23 protein-coding genes are annotated in these 24,288 nt (G+C 73.4%); 13 read left to right on the plus strand and 10 right to left on the minus strand.

What is annotated here, in order from left to right; genetic code table 11:
- Positions 1-44: 44 nt before the first annotated feature.
- Together QMF80_RS27970 and QMF80_RS27975 are read right to left on the minus strand one after the other, a co-directional pair.
- Positions 45-1,034: an aldo/keto reductase gene (locus QMF80_RS27970; RefSeq protein WP_283458164.1), complete on the minus strand. Its 990-nt coding sequence runs from the start codon at positions 1,032-1,034 to the stop codon at positions 45-47.
- A gap of 68 nt (positions 1,035-1,102) precedes the next feature.
- Positions 1,103-1,630, minus strand: a complete 528-nt coding sequence (locus QMF80_RS27975; protein WP_349372247.1) for a recombinase family protein — start codon at positions 1,628-1,630, stop codon at positions 1,103-1,105.
- Here QMF80_RS27975 and QMF80_RS27980 point away from each other — a divergent pair.
- Positions 1,630-2,484, plus strand: coding sequence for an aldo/keto reductase (locus QMF80_RS27980; RefSeq protein WP_283458166.1), 855 nt, complete (start codon positions 1,630-1,632; stop codon positions 2,482-2,484). The two genes, QMF80_RS27975 and QMF80_RS27980, sit on opposite strands and share 1 nt — an antisense overlap.
- A gap of 117 nt (positions 2,485-2,601) precedes the next feature.
- Here QMF80_RS27980 and thpR read toward each other — a convergent pair whose 3' ends face one another.
- Both thpR and QMF80_RS27990 read right to left on the minus strand, forming a co-directional pair.
- A complete protein-coding gene (gene thpR, locus QMF80_RS27985) occupies positions 2,602-3,147 on the minus strand; it encodes an RNA 2',3'-cyclic phosphodiesterase (protein WP_283458167.1) in 546 nt (181 codons plus the stop codon).
- Between the two features lie 76 nt (positions 3,148-3,223).
- Positions 3,224-3,796 (minus strand): TetR/AcrR family transcriptional regulator, encoded by a 573-nt coding sequence (locus QMF80_RS27990; protein ID WP_283458170.1) that lies wholly within the window; start codon positions 3,794-3,796, stop codon positions 3,224-3,226.
- A gap of 89 nt (positions 3,797-3,885) precedes the next feature.
- Here QMF80_RS27990 and QMF80_RS27995 point away from each other — a divergent pair, with 89 nt between their 5' ends.
- The 3 genes from QMF80_RS27995 to QMF80_RS28005 all read left to right on the plus strand — a co-directional run bounded on the left by QMF80_RS27995 (position 3,886) and on the right by QMF80_RS28005 (position 7,387).
- Positions 3,886-5,406: an MFS transporter gene (locus tag QMF80_RS27995; protein ID WP_283458171.1), complete on the plus strand. Its 1,521-nt coding sequence runs from the start codon at positions 3,886-3,888 to the stop codon at positions 5,404-5,406.
- Between the two features lie 96 nt (positions 5,407-5,502).
- A complete protein-coding gene (locus QMF80_RS28000; RefSeq protein ID WP_283458304.1) occupies positions 5,503-5,709 on the plus strand; it encodes an NfeD C-terminal domain-containing protein in 207 nt (68 codons plus the stop codon).
- A gap of 124 nt (positions 5,710-5,833) precedes the next feature.
- Positions 5,834-7,387 (plus strand): flotillin family protein, encoded by a 1,554-nt coding sequence (locus QMF80_RS28005; RefSeq protein ID WP_502962938.1) that lies wholly within the window; start codon positions 5,834-5,836, stop codon positions 7,385-7,387.
- 184 nt (positions 7,388-7,571) lie between these two features.
- Here the strand turns inward: QMF80_RS28005 and QMF80_RS28010 are convergent, their stop codons facing one another.
- The gene (locus tag QMF80_RS28010; protein WP_283458175.1) at positions 7,572-8,504 is read right to left on the minus strand and encodes a DUF3027 domain-containing protein; all 933 of its coding nucleotides are present in this window, start codon (positions 8,502-8,504) and stop codon (positions 7,572-7,574) included.
- 354 nt (positions 8,505-8,858) lie between these two features.
- Here QMF80_RS28010 and QMF80_RS28015 point away from each other — a divergent pair, with 354 nt between their 5' ends.
- The 4 genes from QMF80_RS28015 to QMF80_RS28030 all read left to right on the plus strand — a co-directional run bounded on the left by QMF80_RS28015 (position 8,859) and on the right by QMF80_RS28030 (position 12,739).
- Complete coding sequence (locus QMF80_RS28015) at positions 8,859-10,226, plus strand: MFS transporter (RefSeq protein ID WP_283458177.1); 1,368 nt, start codon at positions 8,859-8,861, stop codon at positions 10,224-10,226.
- A gap of 377 nt (positions 10,227-10,603) precedes the next feature.
- The gene (locus QMF80_RS28020; protein ID WP_283458178.1) at positions 10,604-11,116 is read left to right on the plus strand and encodes a DUF2771 domain-containing protein; all 513 of its coding nucleotides are present in this window, start codon (positions 10,604-10,606) and stop codon (positions 11,114-11,116) included.
- Positions 11,117-11,124: 8 nt separating this feature from the next.
- Positions 11,125-11,895, plus strand: a complete 771-nt coding sequence (locus QMF80_RS28025; RefSeq protein WP_283458182.1) for a futalosine hydrolase — start codon at positions 11,125-11,127, stop codon at positions 11,893-11,895.
- Positions 11,873-12,739, plus strand: coding sequence for a 1,4-dihydroxy-6-naphtoate synthase (locus QMF80_RS28030; protein ID WP_283458183.1), 867 nt, complete (start codon positions 11,873-11,875; stop codon positions 12,737-12,739). The genes QMF80_RS28025 and QMF80_RS28030 overlap by 23 nt, the downstream gene beginning before the upstream one ends.
- Before the next feature lie 70 nt (positions 12,740-12,809).
- On the opposite strand, the gene QMF80_RS28035 is transcribed toward QMF80_RS28030, so the two are convergent.
- Positions 12,810-13,193 carry a cold-shock protein gene (locus QMF80_RS28035; protein ID WP_283458185.1) on the minus strand — a complete coding sequence of 128 codons (384 nt, stop codon included), beginning with the start codon at positions 13,191-13,193 and terminating at the stop codon, positions 12,810-12,812.
- A gap of 144 nt (positions 13,194-13,337) precedes the next feature.
- On the opposite strand from QMF80_RS28035, the gene QMF80_RS28040 reads away from it, so the two are divergent.
- Complete coding sequence (locus QMF80_RS28040; RefSeq protein WP_283458187.1) at positions 13,338-13,604, plus strand: hypothetical protein; 267 nt, start codon at positions 13,338-13,340, stop codon at positions 13,602-13,604.
- On the opposite strand, the gene QMF80_RS28045 is transcribed toward QMF80_RS28040, so the two are convergent.
- Together QMF80_RS28045 and QMF80_RS28050 are read right to left on the minus strand one after the other, a co-directional pair.
- A complete protein-coding gene (locus tag QMF80_RS28045; RefSeq protein ID WP_502962939.1) occupies positions 13,592-14,266 on the minus strand; it encodes an HAD family hydrolase in 675 nt (224 codons plus the stop codon). The two genes, QMF80_RS28040 and QMF80_RS28045, sit on opposite strands and share 13 nt — an antisense overlap.
- A gap of 187 nt (positions 14,267-14,453) precedes the next feature.
- Positions 14,454-15,461: a hypothetical protein gene (locus QMF80_RS28050; RefSeq protein WP_283458191.1), complete on the minus strand. Its 1,008-nt coding sequence runs from the start codon at positions 15,459-15,461 to the stop codon at positions 14,454-14,456.
- A gap of 130 nt (positions 15,462-15,591) precedes the next feature.
- Between QMF80_RS28050 and QMF80_RS28055 the strand changes: the two genes are divergently transcribed.
- From QMF80_RS28055 to QMF80_RS28065, 3 genes are all read left to right on the plus strand, one after another.
- Positions 15,592-18,042 (plus strand): helicase C-terminal domain-containing protein, encoded by a 2,451-nt coding sequence (locus tag QMF80_RS28055; RefSeq protein WP_283458193.1) that lies wholly within the window; start codon positions 15,592-15,594, stop codon positions 18,040-18,042.
- A gap of 60 nt (positions 18,043-18,102) precedes the next feature.
- Positions 18,103-18,747 (plus strand): DUF4291 domain-containing protein, encoded by a 645-nt coding sequence (locus QMF80_RS28060; protein WP_283458195.1) that lies wholly within the window; start codon positions 18,103-18,105, stop codon positions 18,745-18,747.
- A gap of 219 nt (positions 18,748-18,966) precedes the next feature.
- A complete protein-coding gene (locus QMF80_RS28065; protein WP_283458197.1) occupies positions 18,967-20,691 on the plus strand; it encodes a DNA repair helicase XPB in 1,725 nt (574 codons plus the stop codon).
- A 31-nt stretch (positions 20,692-20,722) separates the two neighbouring features.
- Here the strand turns inward: QMF80_RS28065 and QMF80_RS28070 are convergent, their stop codons facing one another.
- Positions 20,723-20,944, minus strand: a complete 222-nt coding sequence (locus QMF80_RS28070) for a hypothetical protein (RefSeq protein WP_283458198.1) — start codon at positions 20,942-20,944, stop codon at positions 20,723-20,725.
- A gap of 342 nt (positions 20,945-21,286) precedes the next feature.
- On the opposite strand from QMF80_RS28070, the gene QMF80_RS28075 reads away from it, so the two are divergent.
- Positions 21,287-23,356: a HelD family protein gene (locus QMF80_RS28075; protein WP_502962940.1), complete on the plus strand. Its 2,070-nt coding sequence runs from the start codon at positions 21,287-21,289 to the stop codon at positions 23,354-23,356.
- Between the two features lie 166 nt (positions 23,357-23,522).
- Here QMF80_RS28075 and QMF80_RS28080 read toward each other — a convergent pair whose 3' ends face one another.
- Positions 23,523-24,209, minus strand: a complete 687-nt coding sequence (locus QMF80_RS28080) for a copper homeostasis protein CutC (RefSeq protein ID WP_283458200.1) — start codon at positions 24,207-24,209, stop codon at positions 23,523-23,525.
- Between the last annotated feature and the right edge of the window lie 79 nt (positions 24,210-24,288).

Consider the following 24,288-nt stretch of genomic DNA (forward strand, 5'->3'; position numbering starts at 1 on the left):
CGCCGCCCCGATCGGAGGGGGCGACGGTCCGGTGCACTACTGGTTTACCAGGCGAAGGCCTCCGGGGACGGTCCCGGTCCGGGGAAGATCTCGTCCAGTGCGGCCAGCACCTCCTCGCTCAACTCCAGTTCCAGCGCGCGCAGCGCGCTGTCCAGCTGTTCGGCGGTGCGCGGGCCGACAATGGGGCCCGTCACGCCCGGCCGGGTGAGCAGCCAGGCCAGGGCGGTCTCGCCGGGCTCCAGGCCGTGCTTGTCGAGGAGGTCCTCGTACGCCTGCAGCTGCGCCCGTACCTTGCTGTCGGCCAGCGCTTCCGCGGCCCGTCCAGAGGCCCGGCGGCCGCCCTCGGTCTCCTTCTTGATGACCCCGCCCAGCAGGCCGCCGTGCAGCGGGGACCAGGGGATCACCCCGAGGCCGTATTCCTGGGCCGCCGGGATGACCTCCATCTCGGCCCGCCGCTCGGAGAGGTTGTACAGGCACTGCTCGCTGACCAGCCCGACCATCCCGCGCCGGGCGGCCGTCTCGTTGGCCTGGGCGATCTTGTATCCGGGGAAGTTGGAGGAGCCAGCGTAGAGGATCTTGCCCTGCTGGATCAGCACGTCCACGGCCTGCCAGATCTCCTCGAAGGGGGTCAGGCGGTCGATGTGGTGGAACTGGTAGACGTCGATGTGGTCGGTCTGGAGCCGCTTCAGGCTGGCCTCGACGGCCCGGCGGATGTTCAGCGCCGACAGCCGGTCCTCGTTCGGCCAGGTCTCGCCCTCGCGGGACATGGAGCCGTAGACCTTGGAGGCCAGGACCGTCTTCTCCCGCCGGCCACCGCCCTGCGCGAACCAGGTGCCGATGATCTCCTCGGTGCGGCCCTTGTTCTCACCCCACCCATAGACATTGGCCGTGTCTACGAAGTTCAGACCCGAGTCAAGCGCGGCATCCAGGATGCTGTGGCTGGTGGGTTCGTCTGTCTGAGGACCGAAGTTCATCGTGCCGAGGACAAGTCGGCTGACCTTGAGTCCCGTGCGTCCGAGCTGCGTGTACTTCATGAGCCCCAAGCCAACTGCTTCGAGTCCACTCCAAGCAAGAGCGCCCCGCGAACCCACTGGTTTATGCGTCAACGCGCATAGTCGCGTTGACGGATGGAGGGCTGACCACTCCCCTTCGTACGGTCTTGGTGGTCGTCCCTGGCCAGGGCCGCGAACCAGGGGGTTCGCATGGCTCGTGAGGACCGGAAGAAATCACCCTGGGTGTGCACGTGGAGCACACGCCTGGAGAGGCGGTCGAGCTTCAGCGCGCAGATGATGTCGTACTCGTCGGCCCGGGACTCCTCCAGCGCGATCCGGTGCTCGATCGAGCTGACCTCTTTGCCGATCGTAGAAGGCAGCCACCTACTGAACTCCGGGCGCTTCCAAGGCTCGACACCGCCGGATACGTCGATGTCTTCGACCCACCCGACAACGACGTGCCCTTCCTGGTCGGCCCATCGTTGAACCGATCGGCGCTGGCGCTCCGGCGATGTGGTCTCGTCCGACACCTTCGACAGGCGGACTACTCCCAGGACTCTTGCCGCTTGCTCTCCCCATCCCCTGTGATGCTTGGAAATCGACGCTAGGGCCCCCGCGGGCCGGGCGTCAAAGTGGATTGTTTGGTACCGCCAATGTCTACGGCTGGGGCGAGAACAAGGGCCGCACCGAGGAGATCATCGGCACCTGGTTCGCGCAGGGCGGCGGCCGCCGCGAGAAGACGGTCCTCGCCACCAAGGTCTACGGGAACATGGGCGCCGAGGGCGACCCGTGGCCCAACCACGACCGCCTCTCGGCGCTCAACATCCGGCGGGCCGTCGACGCCAGCCTCAAGCGCCTGAACACCGACCACATCGACGTGTACCAGTTCCACCACGTGGACCGGAACACTCCCTTCGAGGAGATCTGGCAGGCCATCGAGGTCCTGATCCAGCAGGGCAAGATCCTCTACGCGGGCTCCTCCAACTTCCCCGGCTGGAAGATCGCCCAGGCCAACGAGGCGGCCGCGCGCATCGGGCGGCTCGGCCTGGTCAGCGAGCAGTGCCTCTACAACCTCGCGGAGCGGCGCGCCGAGATGGAGGTCATCCCGGCCGCCGAGGCGTACGGGCTCGGGGTCGTCCCCTGGTCCCCGCTGCACGGCGGGCTGCTCGGCGGCGCCATCCGCAAGTCCGCGGAGTCCGGCCGCACCGCCTCGGGCCGCTCGGCGGAGGCCCTGTCCAACAGCTCCGTACGGACCCAGGTCCAGGCGTACGAGGACCTGCTCGACAAGCACGGCCTGGAACCGGGCGACGTGGCCCTCGCCTGGCTGCTGACCCGTCCCGGGGTCACCGGTCCCATCGTGGGGCCGCGTACGCCGGAACAGCTCGCCTCCGCGCTGCGGGCGGTCGAGCTGGAACTCTCTCAGGAGGTGCTGGACGGCCTCGACGAGATCTTCCCGGGACCGGGTGCCTCGCCGGAGGCCTTCGCCTGGTAGGCGCCTACTGTCCGACGGCGGCGGCGACCGCCACGACGACGAACATCAGGACGAGCACACCGGCCATTACGCGGTTACGGGTCTTGGGATCCACCTGTTGAGACTAACGCGTCGGGGTCAGCCGCCGATCGGCCAGGCCCCGACGACGTCGTAGCGGGGGCCGCCGACCGGGTCCAGGTCGCTGCGGACCAGGCTGAGTTCCCGGACCGGCCACGGTCCGCCCTCGAAGCCCGCGAGGGCCTCCGCGTACGGGCGCAGGTCCGCCGCCCCCTCCTTGGCCCGGGCCAGGGTCAGGTGGGGGGTGTAGCGGTGGTGCTGCTCCATCGGTACGCCCGCCCGCCGGGCGGCGGCGTCCGCGCGCTCGGCGAGCATCCGCAGGGCGTCGAGGCCGCCTGCCGCGCCGACCCAGAGGGCGCGGTCGCCGAAGTGGCCCGAGCCGTGGACGCGCAGCGTGAAGGGTTCCGTCCGCGCGGCGGCGCGGGCGAGGCGGGCGAGGAGATCGGGGAGGAGGTCCTCCCCGACCTCTCCCATGAAGGCGAGGGTGTAGTGCCAGCCGCTCTCGGCGGTCCAGCGCACCCCTGGCGCGGCGGGCAGCCCTTGGACGACCCCGCGCAACTCCCCCACGGCCCCGGCGGGCGGCAACACAGCAGCGAATAGCCTCACCCCCCGACCCTAGCCCCACCGCTCCACCCCAGCCCGCCCGGCGTTTGAGGGCCCGCCGGGGTGGGCGGCCGCCAGGTCAGGGGGTCAGGAGGGACGTCGACAGGCGGCGCATGCCTTCGGCCAGGTCCGCCGCCGAGGGAGCCGTCGCCGGGTCGAACTCCCACTGCAGCATGACCCCGGTCAGCAACGCCTGGTAGACCGCCCCCAGCGTCCGCAGATCGCGATCCGTCAGGTCCGTCTCCGGGACCCCCGTGAACAGGGAGATCAGGCCCCGCCGCCCCTCCCCCTCCGACGCCGCCAGCAGCGCCCGCAGCTCCGGCATCCGGTCCCGGCTGAGCGCGACCTCCATGCTGGCCGTCCACATCGCCGCGGACTGCTCCTGGCGGGCGAGGATGCCCTGCCACACGGAGTGGAAGCGCTCCAGCGAGCCGCCGACCCCGGTCACCTCCGGGGAGAAGGCGTCGCCCCACTCCTCCGCGAGGGCGAGGAACGCCTGCATCATCAGGGCGTCCTTGGAGCCGTAGTGGTAGCCGATCGAGGCCAGGTTCGCACCGGACGCGTGGACGATGTCCCGCGCGGTCGTGCGCCCGAACCCCTTCTCGACCAGGCACTTCTTCGCGCCTTCGAGCAGATCTTCACGATGTCCCATGCCAGAACCCTAACAAGACAACCGTCACAGACAGGCGTCCTATACATCCGTACTAGACAGATGTTTATGACGCTTGTACATTGCTGCTCATGACGAACTCCGCAGCACGTCTCGCGGGCCGCCGGGAATGGACCGCCTTCACCGTCCTCCTGCTCCCCCTGCTCCTGGTCTCGATGGACGTCTCCGTCCTCTACTTCGCCGTCCCCGCCATCACCCGGGAGCTGGACCCCACGGCCACGCAGCAGCTCTGGATCTTCGACAGCTACGCCTTCGCCCTCGCCGGACTCCTCATCACCATGGGCTCGCTCGGCGACCGCATCGGCCGCCGCAAGCTGCTGCTGACCGGCGCCGCCGCCTTCGGGCTCGCCTCCGTCGGCGCCGCCTACGCCACCAGCGCCGAGATGCTCATCGCCGCCCGCGTGCTCCTCGGCATCGGCGGCGCGACCCTGATGCCGTCCACGCTGGGCCTCGTACGCAATCTCTTCCAGGACGACGGGCAGCGCAGCCGGGCCATCGGCATCTGGTCCGGCGCGATGGCCGGCGGCATCGCCCTCGGCTCGGTCATGAGCGGGCTGATCCTGAACCACTTCTGGTGGGGTTCCGTCTTCCTGATCAACGTCCCCGCGATGCTGCTCCTGCTGGTCCTGGTCCCCGTCCTCGTCCCCGAGTTCAAGGACCCGGCGCCGGGCCGCTTCGACCTGCTCAGCGTGCCGCTCTCGATGGCGGCCGTGCTCCCCGTCGTCTACGGCCTCAAGGAGATCGCCGCCGACGGCTTCGAACCCCTCCCCCTCGGCTGCCTCGCCGCCGGTCTGCTCTTCGGCCTCCTCTTCGTCCGCCGTCAGCTGACCCGCCGTGACGCCATGATCAGCCGGGACCTGTTCCGGGGCCGCGGCTTCGCCGCCGGAGTCGCCTTCAACAGCATCTCCGCCTTCGCCATGATGGGCTCCGCCTACTTCACCACCCAGTACCTCCAGTCCGTCCTCGGGATGGGCACCCTCGAAGCCGCCCTGTGGGGCCTGGCCCCCTCCGTCGCCGTCGGCGCAGCCGCCCCGACCGCCACCGCGATGGGCCAGCGGTTCGGCCGTCCCGTCGTCATCGCGGCCGGGTTCGTCATCGCCGCCGCCGGGTTCCTGCTGCTCGCCCTCACCGGCACCGACTCGCTGTGGCCGCTGCTCGCCGGAGCCGCCGTCCTCGCCTCCGGCATCGTCACCGTGATGGCGCTCGTCTCCGACATGGCCCTCGCCTCGGCCCCCGCCGAGAAGGCCGGTTCCGCCGCCTCGGTCCTGGAGACCGGCAGCGAGTTCGGCGGGGCCCTCGGCATGGCCCTGCTGGGCAGCCTCGGCACCGCCGTCTACCGCGCCGACCTGGCCGACGCCCAGCCCGCCGTACGGGAGACCCTCGGCGGCGCCACCGCCGTCGCCCACCAGCTCGGCGGCCCGGCCGGGGAGACCGTACTGGCCGCCGCCCGCGAGGCCTTCGTGCACGGCATGCACGCCGCTTCGTACGGCGCCACCGCCCTGCTCCTGGCCGCCGCGGTGGTCGCGGTCACCCGGGTCCGGCGCACCGAGGCCGCGCGGGCGGCGCGCGACGCCGTGGCCCTCGCCCACTGAGCGGCGCACCCGAGCCGGGTCACGTACGGATACGGAGGGGAAGGGCCCGGGGTCTCCCCGGGCCCTTCCGCGTAACCTGCCCGCATGGACCAGGACATGGCAGGGATGACGGGGCGGGTCACCGGCACGGTGGGGCCCGGGCTCGTGGGCGAGGTCATCATCCGGATCCGGGGCGGCGCCGAGCACTTCCTCGCCTACCCGGCCCTGGACGAACGGGACCGCATCCCCATCGGAACCGTGGTCACGGTGGTCGAGCACCTGCCGCCCCGCACGGTGTACGTGACCACCGCCTACGCCACCTGACCCGCGGCCGCATCAGGTACGTATCAAGATTGCGACAAGGAACCGTCAGCGTCTTCACGCCACCTTCCCGCAGGCGCACACTCGCCCTCATCGGTGCCGCAACGGCACTGCACTAAGGGGGCGTTTGCCGGTGGCTATCGGCGTCGTGGCGGGAGCAGTACTCGCCGCACTCATCGTTCTGGTCGGCCTCTTCAAGCTCATGTGGCGGGTGGCCGAACCGAACGAAGCACTTGTCATCTCCGGTTCCGCGCACAAGACCGAAGGTCTGGGCGACGGCATGGGGTTCCGGATCGTCACCGGCCGCGGCACGCTCGTCCTGCCCGGCGTCCAGGCGGTACGGAAGCTGTCGCTGGACCTGAACGAGACCCAGCTGCTGGTGGACTGCGTGACCCACCAGGGCATCCCGCTCAAGGTCAAGGGCGTGGTGATCTTCAAGGTCGGGGACGACATGGTCTCGATCGCGAACGCGGCACGACGGTTCCTGGACCAGCAGAAGATGATCCCCGATCGCGTGCACATCGTGTTCGCCGGTCATCTGCGCTCCATCGTGGGCGGGCTGACGGTCGAGGACATGATCCGCGACCGCGAGAAACTGACCGGGCAGACCCGGGCGGCCTGCGGCAGCGAGATGGAGAAGCTCGGCCTGATCGTCGACTCGCTCCAGATCCACGAGATCGAGGACCCGACCGGCTACATCAAGAACCTCGCGATGCCGCACGCGGCCGCCGTCCAGCGGGACGCGCGGATCGCCCAGGCCGACGCGAACCTGCTGGCCACCGAGGCCGAACAGGCCGCCTTCGCCCGGATGTCGGAGGCCACCCGGGACAGCGAGATCCTCCAGGCCGGGTACCAGGCCGAGCGCGACAAGGCGGCGGCCTCGGCCAAGCAGGCCGGACCGCTCGCCGACGCGGCCGCCCGCCAGGAGGTCGTGGTCCAGGAGACCCGGGTCGCCGAGCTGGAGGCCAACCGCCGCGAGCAGCAGCTCCAGGCGGACGTACGCAAGCCCGCCGACGCCAAGGCCTACGAGCAGCGCACGCTCGCCGAGGCCGACCGCGACTCCCGGATCTCGGCCGCCCAGGCCAAGGCCCAGGAGACCGAGCTGGCGGCGGCCGCCGAGGCCACCCGGGTCAAGACGGCCGCGGCCGCCGAGGCCCAGGCCACCGAGGCGCGCGGGCTGGCGGCGGCGAAGGCCACCCGGGCGACCGGTGAGGCCGAGGCGGCGGCCACCCAGGCCAAGGGCCTCGCGGACGCCGAATGGGCGCGTGCCCTGGGTCTGGCGGAGGCGGACGCGTCGAAGGCCAAGGGTCTCGCCGCGGCCGAGTCCATCAAGGCCCGCGCGGCGGCCCTGGCGGAGAACCAGGAGGCCGTGGTCGCGCAGCAGCTCGCCGAGAACTGGCCCAAGATCGTGGAGGCGGGCGCGAGTGCCTTCGGCAACGTCGAGCACATGGTGCTGCTGAACGGGGCCGAGGGCATGTCGGAGATGTTCGCGAAGGCGCTGACGATGGGCGGTACGGGGCTGGGGCTGGCGCGCCAGCTGCTGTCGTCGATGAACCAGAGCGCGCCCGGTGGTGCGGGGGCCGCGGTGGCGCCGACCCCGCCGGACGCCACCGCGCCGCCGACGTCGGTCCCCGTTCCGATTCCGATTCCGATCCAGATCACGGAGGAGACCCGAGCCTGACCCCGACCGGGTCCAGGCTCACGACCCGGGCTCCGCATGAACCCGCCCTCCGGGGGCGCCTCAATCGAGGCGCCCCCGGAGGGCACGCTCATGCGCGCCACAGCGCGGCCCCGCCGGGGGCCAAACCCAGCCCCGCCGGCGATTGAGGCGACAGGGCCAGGTCAGGGCCAGGGTCGGGCAGGGGTCAGGAGTGGCCCAGGTCGGCCGGGGCGAGGTCGGTCTCGGGGACCGAACCGGAGTCGGCGTCGGCGGTCGGCCGCAGCGTGAACTCGTCCGACGCCATGGAGTCCAGCACCGGCGGCGCGGGCCGCATCGGCGCCGGCATGACCGCCGCCTCGGAGTGCCCACCGCACCCGTAGGACAGGGACACGAGCCGCCCGTCGGCCGGACCGAACTCGTTCGCGCAGACCCCGAAGGCCTGCCCCAGCGATCCGCCGATCGCGACGAGGAAGCCACAGGACACGCACGACGCGGGCGCCGCCTGCGCCATCGGGGTCTTCGCGCCGAAGGACTCGTCCCAGCGGTCGGCCGCCGTGTGCAGCCCGTACCGCGACAGCACCCGCGCCCGCCGCATGCCCAGTTCCTCGGCCACCGAGGTGATGGACCCGCGCACCGGCACCACGGGCGCCACCGCGCGGTCGATGACGTCGGCGTCCTCCGCCTCGACCAGTTCGGCCATCTCGGCGGAGACCACCGAGTTCGGCGGCGGCGCGTCCTCGCCGGACCAGCCCGACTCCAGCCGCAGGTCCTCGGCATCGGTGGGCAGCAGGTCGCCCGGCCCCATGTCACCCGGCCGCAGCCGTTCGCTCCACGGCACCCACTCGGGCGCGAGGAGCGCGTCGGACCCGGGCAGCAGCACCGTTTCGTCGAGGGTGACGTTCTTCGCGCGGGAGGCGCGCGTCACCGTGACGGCCCAGCGCCAGCCCCGGTAGCCCGGTTCCTTGGCCTCGAAGTAGTGGGTGACGACCCGCTCACCCTCCGCCACCGCGGAAACGTGCTCTCCTACCACTCCGGGGAAGGCGGTCTCCTCGGCCGCCGCCCGCGCGAGTTCTACCGCCTCGACGCACAGGCGGTCAGGGGTACGCGGGGTACGGCTTCGCGTCGTCGCAGCACTCACTGGTCTCGTTCTCTCCTACGCCGTCTCACGTGTGCGCCGTCCGTACTGTCGTCTACAACGACCCGTCGGTGCTGTCCGTACGTGGCGCGGGCGGAGCGGACCAGAGGGCCGCGTCGACGTCCGCACCCGATCGGCCTCGGGCGCACCTATTGCAATCCATTCTGCGGGATCGCGAAGAGGCGCGCGGCCAAGAGCAACCGCCGGTGGCGCGCTACGCACGCTACCCCTTCTTTAGGCCTGGGCCCACATGCAAGTCCGATTCGCGGACGCCCGGCTCGTTCCGGTTCCGGCCGAGGAGGTGCCGGGAGCGTGCCGGGAGGGGTCCGCGGGGGTCGCGTGGGGCACTATGACCAGGTGGCACCCGTACGGTCGTCCGATGACGCCTCGGGACCGGTCAGGAGGACCGGCCGGGCATTCGGCCGCGCCCTGCACCTGCCGATCACCGGTACGGCGCGGGGGATCCGGCGGGCCACGCATGCCCACGGGGCCGGGGAGTCGGGCCTGGGCAAGCTGATCGAGCTCCACGCGATCAACGGCGCCGGTGATGTGATGATCACAGTGGCGCTCGCTTCCACCGTCTTCTTCTCGGTCCCCACGGACGAGGCCCGCGGCCGGGTCGCGCTCTATCTGGCCATCACCATGGCCCCGTTCACCCTCCTGGCCCCCGTCATCGGCCCCCTGCTGGACCGGTTGCCGCACGGCCGCCGGGCCGCGATGGCGGCGGCGATGTTCACCCGGGCGCTGCTCGCCGTGATGATGTCGGGCGCGGTCGCGACGGGCGGGCTGGAGCTCTATCCGGCGGCGCTGGGCGTACTGGTGGCGTCCAAGGCGTACGGAGTGGTGCGCAGCGCGGTGGTGCCGCGGCTGCTCCCGCCCAAGTTCTCCCTCGTCAAAGCGAACTCCCGGGTCACGCTGGCCGGTCTGCTCGCCACCGGGGCCGCGGCGCCGGTGGGGGCGGCGCTGCACACCATCGGCCCGCCGTGGCCGCTGTACGGGGCCTGCGCCATCTTCATCTGGGGCACCTTCGCGGCGTTCACGCTGCCGCACAAGGTGGACGAGGCGAAGGGCGAACGGCGGGCCCGGCTCTCCACCCACGAGGCGCACTCCCGCAAGCCGGGGCTGCGGACGGTCAGCCGGCCGGTGCTGTGCGGGCTGCTCGCGAACGCGGCGATGCGGGGGCTGTCCGGGTTCCTGATCTTCTTCCTGGCGTTCCTGCTGCGGGAACACCCGCTGTCGGGGCAGAGCGCGGCCGTCTCGCTGGGCATCGTGGGCGTCTCGGCGGGGGTGGGCAACGCGTGCGGGACGGCGGTGGGGGCGTGGCTGCGGGCCAGGGCGCCGGAGAAGATCATCGCGGTGGTGCTGTGCGTGACGCTCGGCGTGGCGGTGGTGGCGGCGGTCTTCTTCTCCGGCGTCCTGATGGCGGTGCTGGGCGCGACGGCGGGGTTCTGCCAGGCGCTGGCCAAGCTGTCGCTGGACGCGATGATCCAGCGGGACGTGCCGGAGGCGGTACGGACGTCGGCGTTCGCGCGGTCGGAGACGCTGCTGCAGGTGGCGTGGGTGCTGGGCGGGGCGATCGGGATCGTGCTTCCGCTGCACGGGGTGCTGGGCATGGGCGTGGCCGCGGTCATCGTGGCCCTGGGTACGAGCATGGCCCTCCGCGGCCTCCTCTCCACCCCCCGCCCCCGCACCCCCGCGGGGCGTAACCCCCTCCCCCGCCAGTGAGCCCCCGGCCCCACCCCGCCGACCCACCTTCCGGCCCGCCGAGCGGTTTTCAGCCTCGCCGGCGTTTGAGGCGCGGGCCCGGGCGGCGCCCGGCTCCAGCCCGCCGGCCCCCGCCGGCCACCTTCCGGCCCCGAGAGGGGCAACCCCGGGACGGCACGGGACCGGCGGCGCCGGGGTAGGGCCCTCCGGGGGCGCCTCAAACGCCGGCGGGGCTGGATAGGCCGCCCCGGCCGCAGCGGGAAGACGTCGGCCAGGCCCCGGGCGGGCTGGGTGCCCGGCCCGGCTACGGGTGGCCGCCCCGCCGGGAAGGCGCGGCGGCGGCCCGCCAGGGGACCCGGTGCGGGGCGCGGGGGCGGCGGCCCGATAGCCTTCGGCTCATGACCGCACCGCTTTTCTCGGGTAGGGCCCGCCGCAGTGTCGCGGCCCTCGGAGCCGTTACCGCCGGCCTCCTCGTCCTCTCCGCCTGCGACAAGCCGACGCCGCTGGCGACCGTGACGGTCGGCAGCTCCTCGGTGTCCGCCCAGGCTGTCTGCCGGCCCAAGGCCTCGGAGAAGGAGCTGTCGGAGGAGCGCGTCCAGGAGTGCCTCGGCGACTCCAAGGGCACGAAGAACGCCAAGTCCATCACCTACACGGCTGGTGACACCCTCCGCCTCGGCGTCGAGCCCGACGTCGTGGAGGGCGGCAAGAAGTGGCTGGCCGCCGTCGGCACCCAGCGCCTCGGTGACCTCACCGGCAACACCTACCAGAGCTTCCCCGGCCTGAACCCCTTCTCGACCGGCGGCCAGGGCGCTCCGGTGGCGACCGACGCGCAGCCGATCCACATCATCGAGCTGAGCAAGGAAGGCAAGCCCACCGCCGTCTGGACCTTCGACCTCAAGCTCAACAAGTAGTCCGTCCGGTGCGCGCGCTCGTCGTGACCGCGGTGGCGGCGGAGTCCGACTCCGTCGTCGCCGGTCTCACCCCTCATCCGGACCCCTCCGGACCGCCCGAGCCGCGCACACTTCCCGGTGGGTACCTCATCACCCGCCGGGACCTGCCCGGCCTCGCCCTCGACGTACTCGTCGGCGGGGTCGGACCGGCCGCCGCGGCGGCCGCCACCGCCACCGCGCTCGCGACCTCCCTCGCGGCCGCGCCCGGCACCGGCACCGGCCCGTACGGCCTCGTCGTCTCCGCCGGGATCGGTGGCGGCTTCCGGCCCGCCGCCCCGCTCGGCACGCTCGTCGTCGCGGACGCGATCGTCGCCGCCGATCTGGGGGCCGAGACCCCCGACGGGTTCCTCGACGTACGGGAACTCGGCTTCGGCCACACCGTGCACCTGCCGCCCGCCGAACTCGCCGCCCGGGCCGCCGAAGCCACCGGCGCCCTGCTCGCGCCCGTGCTCACCGTGTCCACCGTCACCGGCACCGCCGAGGGCGCGGCCCGGCTCGCCGCCCGGCATCCGCTCGCGGGGGCCGAGGCCATGGAGGGGTTCGGGGTCGCGGAGGCCGCCGCCGCGTACGGGCTGCCCGTACTGGAGATCCGCGCCGTGTCCAACGCCGTGGGCCCCCGTGACCGCGCCGCCTGGCGGATCGGGGACGCGCTCGGCGCGCTCACCGCGGGGTTCCGCGCACTGGGCCCCGTACTCGCGAACTGGGGAGAACGCCACCATGCGCAGCAGCAACAACGCTGAACCGCTGAAGATCGCCTACTCGCCCTGCCCCAACGACACCTTCGTCTTCGACGCCTGGGCGCACGGCCGGGTGCCGGGCGCGCCCGCGCTCGACGTGACCTTCGCCGACATCGACGTCACCAACGGCATCGCCGAGCGCGGTTCGGCGGAACTCGACGTGCTGAAGGTGTCGTACGCCGTGCTGCCCTGGGTGCTGGAGCAGTACGCGCTGCTCCCCTGCGGCGGGGCGCTGGGCCGGGGCTGCGGGCCGCTGGTGCTGACCCGCGAACCGGGGCTCGACCTGACGGGCAGGACGGTGGCCGTGCCGAGCGAGCGCTCCACGGCCTACCTGCTGTTCCGGCTGTGGGCGGCCGACGTGCTGCCCGGCGGGGTGGGCGAGGTCGTGGTGCTGCCGTTCCACGAGATCATGGCCGCCGTGCGCGACGGCTCGGTGGACGCCGGACTGGTGATCCACGAGGCCCGGTTCACGTACCAGGACTACGGGCTGCACCGCCTGGCCGACATGGGCGAGCACTGGGAGTCCACGACCGGGCTGCCGATCCCGCTCGGCGCGATCATCGCCCGGCGCTCGCTGGGCGCGGAGGCGCTGCGGGCGCTGGCGGAGGCGGCCCGCACGTCGGTGCGGATGGCGTGGGCGGACCCGGAGGCGTCACGGCCGTACGTACGGGCGCACGCGCAGGAGCTGGATCCGGCGGTCGCGGACCAGCACATCGGGCTGTACGTCAACGAGTTCACGGCCAACCTCGGCGAGGCCGGGTACGCGGCGGTGCGCGGGCTGCTGACCCGGGCGGCGGCGGAGGGCCTGGTCCCGGCGATCGCGCCGGGCGCACTCGACTTCCCCTGAGAATCCGGGACATGGCTGTGCCCCGGCCCCCGCACGCGGCGGGGGCCGGGGCACAGCCGTGCGTCTGGTCTCAGACGTCGAGCTGGTCGGCCACCGCGCGGAGCATGTCCGCGATCTTCGAGCCGTGTGCCTTGTCCGGGTAACGGCCGCGCTCCAGCTGCTGCGTGACGTTCTCCAGCAGCGTCGTCAGGTCCTGGACGATCGAGGCCAGCTCGTCGGGCTTGCGGCGCTGCGCGGCCGCGACCGACGGCGTGGGGTCCAGCACCGTCACCGAGAGGGCCTGGTCGCCGCGCTGGCCCGCGACCACGCCGAACTCCACGCGCTGGCCGGGCTTGAGCGCGTCGAGCCCGTCAGGCAGTACCGACGAGTGGACGAAGACGTCGCCGCCGTCGTCGCGGGAGAGGAAGCCGAAGCCCTTCTCACTGTTGAACCATTTGACCTTGCCGGTAGGCACGTCCGTCCTCTGTCCTTGTGCTCGTCGGTGTGACGCACCGTCCGCGGTCCGTCACCCTCAAGGCTAATGGTCCTGGCCGCCCTGACAAGGCGTCCCCCGGTCCTTCCTGCGGTGGCCCTTCGGCCAGGGAACTACCCTGGTGGGGTGACTTCCACTCCTGATTCCGACGAAGCCCGGCCCGGCGACGCATTGGTCAAGGCGGGCGGCATCGTGTTCATCCTCGGCGCCGTGGCGACCCTCGCGACGATGGCCCCGCTGTTCCTGCACACCCGGCCGTTCCCGTCGTACGCGTGGGCCGTCTGCATGCTGATGGGCGTCGGGTTCGCCATCTCGGCCGCCGGGGTGCTGCGTTCGGCCGGTGCCCAGCGCGGGGCCGCCCGCCGCTCGCAGGCCGGCTCTCAGGCCTCCTGAGCGACCGGGGCTGCCTCCGGACGCGTACGGACGTACTCGGCGAGCCAGGCGGGCAGCGCGGTCAGGTCCGCCAGGACCACGTCCGCGCCCGCCTCGCGCAGCTCCGGCTCGGGGCACGGTCCGGTCGGCACCGCCACCGACAGCGCGCCCGCCGTACGAGCCCCGCGCACGTCGCCCACGTGGTCGCCGACGTACACCTGCGCCCCGTACGCGCGCAGCGCCCCCGCCTTCGCCTCCGCCCACAGCCAGCCGATCACCGCGTCGGGCTCGATGCCCAGGTGCGCCAGGTGCAGCCGGGCGTTGGGCTCGTGCTTGGCCGTCACCACGATCGCCCGCCCGCCGAGGGCCCGCACCGCCTCGATGGCCTCGCGCGCCCCGCGCATCGCCGGGGTCGGCTCGATGGCGTATGTGGGATAGATCTCCCGGTACCGGTCGGCCATCTCCGCGATCCGCTCCTGGGGGAACCAGTTGGCCAGCTCATCGTCCAGCGGCGGCCCGAGCCGCGTGACGGCCTCGTCGGCGTCGATCCAGGTCCCCGTCTCGGCGGACAGCGCCTCGTAGGTCGCCTTGATCCCGGGCCGGGAGTCGATGAGGGTCATGTCGAGGTCGAAGCCGACGGTGAACGCGTGCGGGGCGGGGGAGGCCGTGCCGGGGGAGGTCATGCCCCCCATTGTGCCGAGACGGTGCGAACGCACGGGAACGTGGACTTAGGTTCGCCTTACCAGATCATGAAATGCGGTGAGATGTCAGCCGCCGCTCCCAGCGCCGTTCCGCGGCGCGCTCCGACGGTCCGCCGACTCGGCTGGACGGTGGTCGCGCCCGGCGATCGAGGGCAAGGGCGCGGGCTGCCTAGTGGTGACGGCGGGAGCGCCAGGTCAGGTAGACGGCCGAGGCTACGGCGGCGCCGCGGATCAGCCACGGCCACATGCCCTGGAACGCCTCCCCGAGGTGACCGTCGGCCAGCGGGTCGCCCCAGCGGCCGTTCAGCCGCCCCCACACCCACACCACCGCACCCGCGAAGACCGCCCCCGGCAGCCCGAACACCACCCACTTCTTCTCGGCCGGGCCCAGCACCCGCGACGCGTACGCCAGCAGCCAGCCCAGCCCGAGCAGGACCCAGTAGCCGGTGGCCACACCGACCGCCAGGAGCAGCGCGGCCAGCAGCAGGAAGGCGTGCGGCTTCGGGCGCACCGCGACGACGGCCGCCGCTTCGGGCACCACCGCGGCCGCCGCCGCCTCCTTCTTGCGCCGGCGCCGCTCGCGCAGCACCCGCACGACGGCCCGGCGCCGCGTCTCCCCCGGCCCGCCCGGCCCCGCCGGCCCGGTAGCCGCGGCCTCGGCCGCCTCGTCCTCCTCCGCCGGGACCTTGAAGAGGTCCGGCATCTCGATGCCGCCCGCGAAGCCGTCGACCTGCGGCCCGTTCCCGTACGCGCTCGGCGCGACCCGCCACCAGTCCGGCTCGGCGCCCCCGCCCCCGTCCGGGCCGAGTTCGTCGAGCCCGGCCAGGTGCGGCGACGCGGGCCCGGGCGGCTCCGCGGGCGGCTTGCGGGCGCGCGGACGGCCCGGGCCGCGCTGCTCGGGAACGGCGGGCGCCGGAGCCGCCGGAGCGGCACCCGAACCCGGCGCCGAACCCGACCCCAGCGCGTCCAGGATCTCCTCGGGGCTGCCGATCCGGTCCAGGATGCGCCGTACCGCCGCCGGGGTCTCCGGGTCGTACTTGGCGCGCCGCCGGTCGATCTCGTCCCGCAGTCCCGTCACCAACCGCATCCGGTCCCCGGAGGTCAGGTGCCTCCGCTGGGCCAAGTCCCCGACCCTGCTCAGATATTCGTAGACCAGATGGTCGCTCTCGATGCCCACGCCCCGGCTCCTCCCGTACCGCCTCGTCGAAAGGTAGCGCGTGCGCCCGTGGAGCCGTCGCGTACGCAGCGGATAACGTGGACCGGATGGGAACCGGCCGACGACCGGCCGACGCGACCAGGAGGCGACCGTGCCCGAGGCAAGCACCGCAGGGACCGCTCCGCGTTCCCTCGCCGAGGCGCTGCGCGCCCGCGACGACTCCGCGCTCGGCGCACTGCTGCGGGCCCGGCCCGACCTGCTCAACCCCGTTCCGGGCGACGTCACGCGGCTCGCGACCCGCGCCGGGACCCGCGCCTCGGTGGTGCGCGCCCTGGAACACCTGGACCGCTTCGCGCTGCAGACCGCCGAGGCGCTGGCGGTGGCCCCGGACCCGTGCCCGTACGAGGTACTGGAGTCGCTGCTGACCGGCGCGCCCTCCGGCGGCGAGGACGACCGCCGGGCCGCCGCCGACGCCGTCCGGGCCGCGCTGCCGCACGCCGTGGCGACCCTGCGCGACCAGGCCCTCCTGTGGGGCGCGGGCTCCTCGCTGCGACTGGTGCGCACCGCACGGGAGTTGCTGTCCCCCTCCGCTTCCCGCCCCTCCCCCACCGGGCTCGGCCCGACCGTCGCCGAGGCCACCGCGGGCATGTCCCCGGGCCGGGTCCAGGAGATCGTGCTGGCCGCCGGGCTGACCGCCACCCACGACCCGGTGTCGGCGGTGTCCGCGCTGACCGCCCTGTTCACGGACGACGCCCGGATGTCGGCGCTGCTCGACGAGGCGCCCGCCGAGGCCCATCAGGTGCTGGGCCGCCTCGTGTGGGGGCCGCCGTACGGGGAGGTGACCGCGAATCCGACCCCGCCCGTGCGCTGGCTGCGGGACCGCGGGCTGCTGCTGCCCGCCTCGACGCGGACGGTCGTACTCCCCCGCGAGGTCGCCCTGCACCTGCGCGGCGGGCTGGCCCACCGGGTGCCGGAGCCGCTCGCGCCGCCCGTGACCGCCTCGCTCGAGCACCGTCCACAGCTTGTGGACGCGAACGCGGCCGGGCAGGCGCTCGCCGCGCTGTCCACGGTCGAGGAACTCGTGAAGTTCTGGGAGCACGCCGGGCCCGCCGTGCTGCGCGCGGGCGGGCTCGCCGTCCGCGACCTCAAGCGGACCGCGACCGCCCTGGACACCACCGAGTCCCTCGCCGCGTTCTGGATCGAACTCGCCTACGCCACCGGGCTGCTGGCCAGCGACGGCGCGGCGGACGAGCGGTACGCGCCGACCCCCGCGTTCGACGACTGGACCGAACTCCCGCCCGCCGAGCGGTGGTCGGCCCTGGCCGCCGCCTGGCTCCCCGCCACCCGCACGGGCGCGCTCGTCGGCGAACAGGACGCCAAGGGCCGCACCCTGTCCGTGCTGGGCCCCGACCTGGACCGCTCCGCCGCGCCCGAGGTACGCCGCCGGGTGCTCGAACTCCTCGCCGCGCTCCCCGAAGGCGGCTCCGCCGACCCGGACGCGCTGCTCGCGCGGCTCGCCTGGGAGCGCCCGGTGCGCGGCGCCGGCGACCTGCGGGCCCGCCTCGCGCACTGGACCCTGTCGGAGGCGGAACTGCTCGGGGTGACCGGGCGCGGGGCACTGTCCGCGCCGGGCCGGGCGCTGCTCGCGCACGAGGATCCGGGGCCGCTGCTGGCGCCGCTGCTGCCGGAGCCGGTGGACTACGTACTCCTCCAGGCCGACCTGACGGCGGTCGCGCCGGGCCCGCTGCGCCGCCCGCTGGGGGACGTACTGGCCGTGCTCGCCGACGTGGAGTCCAAGGGCGGGGCGACGGTGTACCGGTTCACGCCCGGTTCCGTACGCCGGGCGCTGGACGCCGGGCGGACCGCCGTCGACCTGCACGCCTTCCTGGCCGAGCACAGCCGTACGCCGGTTCCGCAGCCGCTGTCGTACCTGATCGACGACATGGCGCGGCGGCACGGGCACCTGCGGGTGGGCGCGGCCTCCTCGTACGTGCGCTGCGACGACGACGCGGTGCTCGGCGAACTCCTCGCCGACAAGCGCTCGGCCGGGCTGGGCCTGCGCCGTCTCGCGCCGACCGTGCTGGCCGCGCAGGCCGAACCGGGTGCGCTGCTCGACGGGTTGCGGGCGATGGGCTACGCCCCGGCCGCGGAGTCCCGTACCGGTGACGTGCTGGTGGCGCGGGCCGACGCGGTGCGCGCGCCGCGCCGCAGCGCGCCGGTACCGGTCCCGGAGGGCCCGCCGGTGCCGGACGCGCGACTGCTGGGCGCGGCGGTACGGGCGATCCGCGCGGGCGACCTGGCGGCGACGGCGGTCCGCAAGGAGCCCGCGACGTCCGCGTCCGCCTCGCCCGCGCTCCCCGGTGAGCTGCCGCGCACCAGCGCGGCGGAGACCCTGGCGACGGTGCAGGCGGCGGCGCTGACCGGGTCGGCGGTGTGGATCGGATACGTGAACGCCGACGGGGCCGCGAGCCAGCGCGTGATCGCCCCGGTCCGGGTGGAGGGCGGCTTCGTCACGGGCTACGACCACACGGCGGACGAGGTCCGTACGTACGCCCTGCACCGGGTCACGGGCGTGGCGGAACTGGCCGACGACCAGGTGTGAGCGGACCCCGGCGGCGAAATCCACTGGCCGGGCACGACGGCGGGCGGCGATCCTGACGCCATGACCACGAGCAGCACGACGGGCGCCGCGGGCGCGCACACAGGCGCGAGCGCCGCCCCCGTCGAACCGGCCCGCCGGATCCGGGCGGCCCACACCGCCGGCACCGTCACCGTCTACCAGGCGTACGGTCCCCACCTCGGCCTCCCCGCGGCCCGCGACGGCCGCTTCCCGGCCGCCTGGAAGCGGGAGCGGATGACGTGGATCAAGCCGTCGTTCCTGTGGATGATGTACCGCTGCGGCTGGGCCGCCAAGGCCGACCAGGAGACGGTCCTGGCCGTCGAGATCACCCGGGCCGGTTTCGACCACGCGCTGCGCCACGCCTGCCTGTCGCACTACGAGGCCGCCACGCACCCGGACCGGGCCGCCTGGCGGGAGGCGCTGCGCCGGGCCCCGGCGCGCGTCCAGTGGGATCCCGAACGCGACCTCCACCTCAACGCCCTGCCGTACCGCTCCCTGCAACTGGGCCTGTCCGGCTTCGCGTCCCGCGCGTACGCCGACGAGTGGACGGTGTCCATCCGCGACGTCACCCCACTGGCCCAAGAGATCCACGCCCTGGTCCGCGCGGGCGACGAGGCGGCGGCCCGCGCCCTGCTCCCCGCCGAAACCCCCTACCCCACGGGCCAGCTGCCGCACCTGGGCGCGTAACCCGCCCCCGTACGGCGGCCCAACGAGCCGCGGTCCGAGCCGGTCACCGCCTTCGAGGAGGCCGCCGACCCCGCGGCGGCAGCCGGCGCCCTGACCGCCCCGCGTGCCCGGTACCAGCCCCGGCCACCGCCATGAACCCCCACACGAGGCGGGGGATGCGGCAGACTGGAGGTTTGGCCGTCCGCGCCCGGACAGCCACACCGCCGGAAAGGGACGCTCTTGAACGGGCCTCTGATCGTCCAGAGTGACAAGACCCTCCTGCTTGAGGTCGACCACGAGCTGTCCGCCGCCGCTCGGCGGGCCATCGCGCCGTTCGCCGAGCTGGAGCGGGCTCCCGAGCACATCCACACCTACCGGATCACCCCGCTCGGGCTGTGGAACGCCCGGGCGGCCGGGCACGACGCCGAGCAGGTCGTGGACGCGCTCGTCGAGTTCTCCCGCTATCCCGTGCCGCACGCGCTGCTCGTGGACGTCGCCGAGACCATGGCCCGCTACGGGCGGCTGACCCTCAGCAAGCACCCCGTGCACGGGCTGGTCCTGACCAGCACCGACCGGCCCGTGCTGGAGGAGATCCTGCGGTCCAAGAAGGTCGCCCCGCTGGTCGGCGCCCGGCTCGACGCCGACACCGTCGCCGTGCACCCCTCCGAGCGCGGGCAGATCAAGCAGACCCTGCTCAAGCTGGGCTGGCCCGCCGAGGACCTCGCCGGGTACGTCGACGGCGAGGCGCACCCGATCGAGCTGGCCGAGAACGGCTGGGCGCTGCGTCCCTACCAGCAGCAGGCCGTCGAGGGTTTCTGGCACGGCGGCTCGGGCGTGGTCGTGCTGCCCTGTGGCGCGGGCAAGACGCTGGTGGGCGCCGGGGCGATGGCGCAGGCCAAGGCGACCACGCTGATCCTGGTCACGAACACCGTCTCGGCCCGGCAGTGGAAGCACGAGCTGATCAAGCGGACCTCGCTCACCGAGGAGGAGATCGGCGAGTACTCGGGCACCCGCAAGGAGATCCGCCCGGTCACGATCGCGACGTACCAGGTCCTCACGACGAAGCGGAAGGGCATCTATCCGCACCTGGAGCTGTTCGACTCCCGGGACTGGGGCCTGATCATCTATGACGAGGTGCACCTGCTGCCCGCGCCGGTCTTCAAGTTCACGGCGGATCTGCAGGCCCGCCGGCGCCTCGGGCTGACCGCGACGCTGGTCCGCGAGGACGGCCGCGAGTCGGACGTGTTCTCGCTGATCGGCCCCAAGCGGTTCGACGCTCCGTGGAAGGAGATCGAGGCGCAGGGCTACATCGCCCCGGCGGACTGCGTCGAGGTACGCGTCAACCTCACCGAGGCCGAGCGGCTCGCCTACGCGACCGCCGAGACCGAGGAGAAGTACCGCTTCTGCGCGACGACCACGACGAAGCGGAAGGTCACCGAGGCGCTCGTACGCAAGCACCGGGGCGAGCAGACGCTGGTCATCGGCCAGTACATCGACCAGCTCGACGAGCTGGGTGAGCACCTGAACGCGCCCGTCATCAAGGGCGAGACCTCGAACGCGCAGCGCGAGAAGCTGTTCAACGCGTTCCGCGAGGGCGAGATCAGCGTGCTGGTCGTCTCGAAGGTCGCGAACTTCTCCATCGACCTCCCGGAGGCCACGGTGGCCATCCAGGTGTCGGGCACCTTCGGCTCCCGCCAGGAGGAGGCCCAGCGGCTGGGCCGCGTGCTGCGTCCGAAGGCGGACGGGCACGAGGCGCGCTTCTACTCGGTGGTGGCCCGGGACACGATCGACCAGGACTTCGCCGCGCACCGCCAGCGGTTCCTGGCCGAGCAGGGCTACGCCTACCGGATCATGGACGCCGACGAGCTGCTGACCAGCCACGGCGAGGACGGCGTTAGCGGCGAGGACGGCGAGAACACGGACGCGGACGAGAGCGCGGCCGAGGGCGGGACCGGGGAGGAGTAGGGCCCGGGGAGGATCGGCGACGCCGGGGGCGTCAGCGACGTATGACGCCCGCGTCCTCGGCGTATTCACCCAGCAGGACCACGCTCACCGCGGTGCCTGCGAAGATCTTCGCCGCCCGCAGCAGACCGCCCTTGCGGCGCGCCGCGAGGGCGTCGGCCGCGGGCTGTTCGTCATGGGTGCGGACGACGGGAGTAGTGGCGGTGGCGCCGCGAGCGCGGCGGCCCTGGATCGGGGTGAAGGTTGCGGTGCTCATGTATCCATGGTCCGTTTTCGAGGCCCCTCGCACATCGCCCTCGGGAGGGAACCTCGGGGCCTCCCGTCTCCTCCTCACGGCTCACCCCGACCCCCGGGGCCTCTGCCGAAGGTCTGACCCTCCCCCTCATGTCACCCCTGGGCTCACCCTGATGTCACCCCCCTGGCTCCCGGGAGCCCCGGCCGGGTAAACCGTTCGCGTCCCGCCGCCGCGCTGACTACACTCTCCGCTCTTGCCGCCTCCCCTCCCGCCGTCGCTCCACCACGCCGCCGGGGAGAGCCGCCGTCCGCTCGGAAACCGGACGGTACCGATCACACAGATCAGTCAGCTGGAGGCAGTTCCGTGTCCGCAGGCAGTCCCGTGTCCGCCGATCCCCTCGCCCGCGAACGGGCCCACCTCTTCGCGTCCCGTTCCGCGCTGCGCGCCATGCGCGAGGACGTCGAGTCCCTCGACATCCGCGACGTCACCGCGAACTGGGTCAACGCCGTCGTCCTCCAGGCCCAGATCGACGACCGCATCAAGGCCCTCGCGGACCTGGCCCACACCCCGCTCTTCTTCGGCCGCCTCGACTACCTGCACTCGCCCGGCGCCGTGCTCGCCGAAGGCGCGGAGGGCGAGCAGTTCTACATCGGCCGCCGCCACGTCCACGACGCGGGCGGCGACCCGATGGTCATCGACTGGCGCGCCCCCGTCTCGCAGCCCTTCTACCGGGCGTCCAAGACCGACCCGCAGGACGTCGGGCTGCGCCGCCGCTTCGGTTACACGGGCGGCGAGTTGACGGCGTACGAGGACGAGCACCTGTCCGACCCCGCCGAGACGGCGGCCACCGTCAGCAAGCTGCTCCAGCGGGAGATCGAGCGCCCGCGCGTCGGCCCGATGCGTGACATCGTCGCCACGATCCAGCCGGAGCAGGACGAGATCGTACGGTCCGGCCTCGGCGGGTCGGTGTGCGTGCAGGGCGGCCCCGGCACCGGCAAGACCGCCGTCGGCCTGCACCGCGTCGCCTACCTCCTCTACGCGCACCGCGACCGGCTCGCCCGCACCGGCACCCTGGTCATCGGGCCGAACCGTTCCTTCCTGCACTACATCGAGCAGGTCCTCCCGGCCCTGGGCGAGCTGGAGGTCAAGCAGGCGACCGTCGACGACCTGGTGGCCCGCCCGGGCGGGGCCGAGGTCCGGGGCGCCGACCAGGCCGAGACCGCCGTCGTCAAGGGCGACGCCCGGATGGCGCAGGTGCTGCGCCGGGCCGTACGGTCACACGTCACCCTGCCCACCGAGCCGCTGATGGTGGTCCGCGGCTCGCGCCGCTGGCGGGTCCCGGCGTACGAGCTGGGCGAGATCGTCGAGGAGCTCCAGAAGCGCGACATCCGCTACGGCGCCGCCCACGACGCGCTGCCGCAGCGCATCGCGCACACCGTGCTCGTACGGATGGAGCAGGCGGGCGAGGCACCCGACGACCGGGTCCAGGACGCGGTGGCCCGCAACCCGGCGGTCAAGGCGGCCGTCAAGCAGATGTGGCCGCTGGTGGAGCCGGCGAGGCTGGTGCTGCGGCTGCTCGCCGATCCGGAGTTCCTCGCGCAGCACGCGGCGGGGATCCTCAGCGAGGACGAGCAGAAGCTGCTGCTGTGGCCGAAGCCGTACCGGAGCGTGAAGGCGGCGAAGTGGTCCCCGGCGGACCTGGTGCTCATCGACGAGGCCACCGACCTGGTGGAACGTACGCACTCGCTCGGTCATGTCGTCCTCGACGAGGCGCAGGACCTGTCGCCGATGCAGTACCGGGCGGTGGGGCGGCGCTGTACGACGGGTTCGGCGACGGTACTGGGCGACCTGGCGCAGGGCACCACGCCGTGGGCGACGCGCAGTTGGGCGGAGGCGCTGGGTCACCTGGGCAAGCCGGAGGCGGTGCTGGAGGAGCTGACGGCCGGTTTCCGCGTGCCGCGCGAGGTGATCGCGTACGCGTCGCGGCTGCTGCCGGAGATCTCGCCGGGGCTGGCGGCCGTGTCCTCGGTGCGTGAGGCGCCGGGGTCGCTGGTCGTGCGGGAGGTCGGGGCGGCGGACCTCACGGCGGCCGTGGTGACGGCCTGCCGGGAGGCGCTCGCGCACGAGGGCTCCGTCGGGCTGATCGCGGCGGACGCGCGGATCGGGGGGCTCGGGGAGGCGCTGGGGGCGGCCGGTCTGCCGTATCTGGCGCCGGGTGAGGAGACGACCGCCGCGTCGCGGCTGACGCTGGTGCCGGCGTCGTTGGCGAAGGGCCTGGAGTACGACTACGTGGTACTGGACGAGCCGGGGGCGATCGTGTCGGGCGAGCCGGACGAGCGGACGGGGTTGCGGCGGCTGTACGTCTGCCTGACCCGTGCCGTCTCCGGCCTGACGACCCTCCACGCCAGCCCGCTGCCGCCGGCCCTGACCTAGTGCCGCGCCGGGGCCCGCCCTCCGGGGGCGCCTCAAACGCCGGCGGGGCTGGCTGTCCGCCCGGGCCGGGGCTGGGTCGGCGCAGCCCGGGCCCGGCCACAATCAGCCCGCCCGGCGATTGAGGGCAAAGCCGGGCCGCGGCATCCGGCCCGCCGGGGCGACCCGGTTACGACAGCGCCTCGCGCCAGGCGGCGACCGCCGACGCGGCGACCGGGGCGGACCAGCCCCGGGGGCGGGCCGCGCCGCCGATGTGGAAGGCGTCCACGCCCGCGGCCCGGAGCTCCGGCAGGTGGTGCAGGTCCAGGCCGCCGCCGACCAGGATCCTCGGCCCGTACCCCGGATCGCCCCGCCGCGCCGCCTCCGCCAGGAGGGTCGGGAGGCCCGCGTCCACGCCGCCCGCGGCCCCCGCCGTCAGGTAGGTGTCCAGGCCCGGCACATCCGCCAGCGCCTTGCGCAGCCCGTCCCGGTCCGCGGCCCGGTCAATGGCCCGGTGGAAGGTCCACCGGCAGCCGTCGAGCTCCGCCACCAGCGCCTCGACCGCGCCGAGGTCGGGCGTACCGTCGGGGTTCAGGAAGCCCAGTACGAACTCCTGCGCACCCTCCGCCCGCAGCCCCCGCGCCACCGTGACCAGCGCCTCGACGTCCCCGGCCGCGAAACCGTCGGCCAGCCGCAGCATCACCCGCAGCGGGATGTCGACGGCCGCCCGGATCGCCGCGAAGGTCTCGCGCGGCGGGGTGAGGCCGTCGGCGGCCATGTCGGTGACCAGCTCCAGCCGGTCCGCCCCACCGGCCTGGGCCGCGATCGCGTCCTCCACGTCGAGGGCGATCACCTCCAGGAGCGCACGGTTGCTCATTTGACCCCATCCTTCGGCTTGCTGCTCGTATACGTCTTTTGGCAAATAGGTCTAGTCCAATATCCAGGGTACGGCTCCC

Origin of the sequence: Streptomyces sp. G-G2, assembly GCF_030063135.1 — a bacterium.
In the GTDB taxonomy this organism is placed as follows: Bacteria; Actinomycetota; Actinomycetes; order Streptomycetales; family Streptomycetaceae; genus Streptomyces.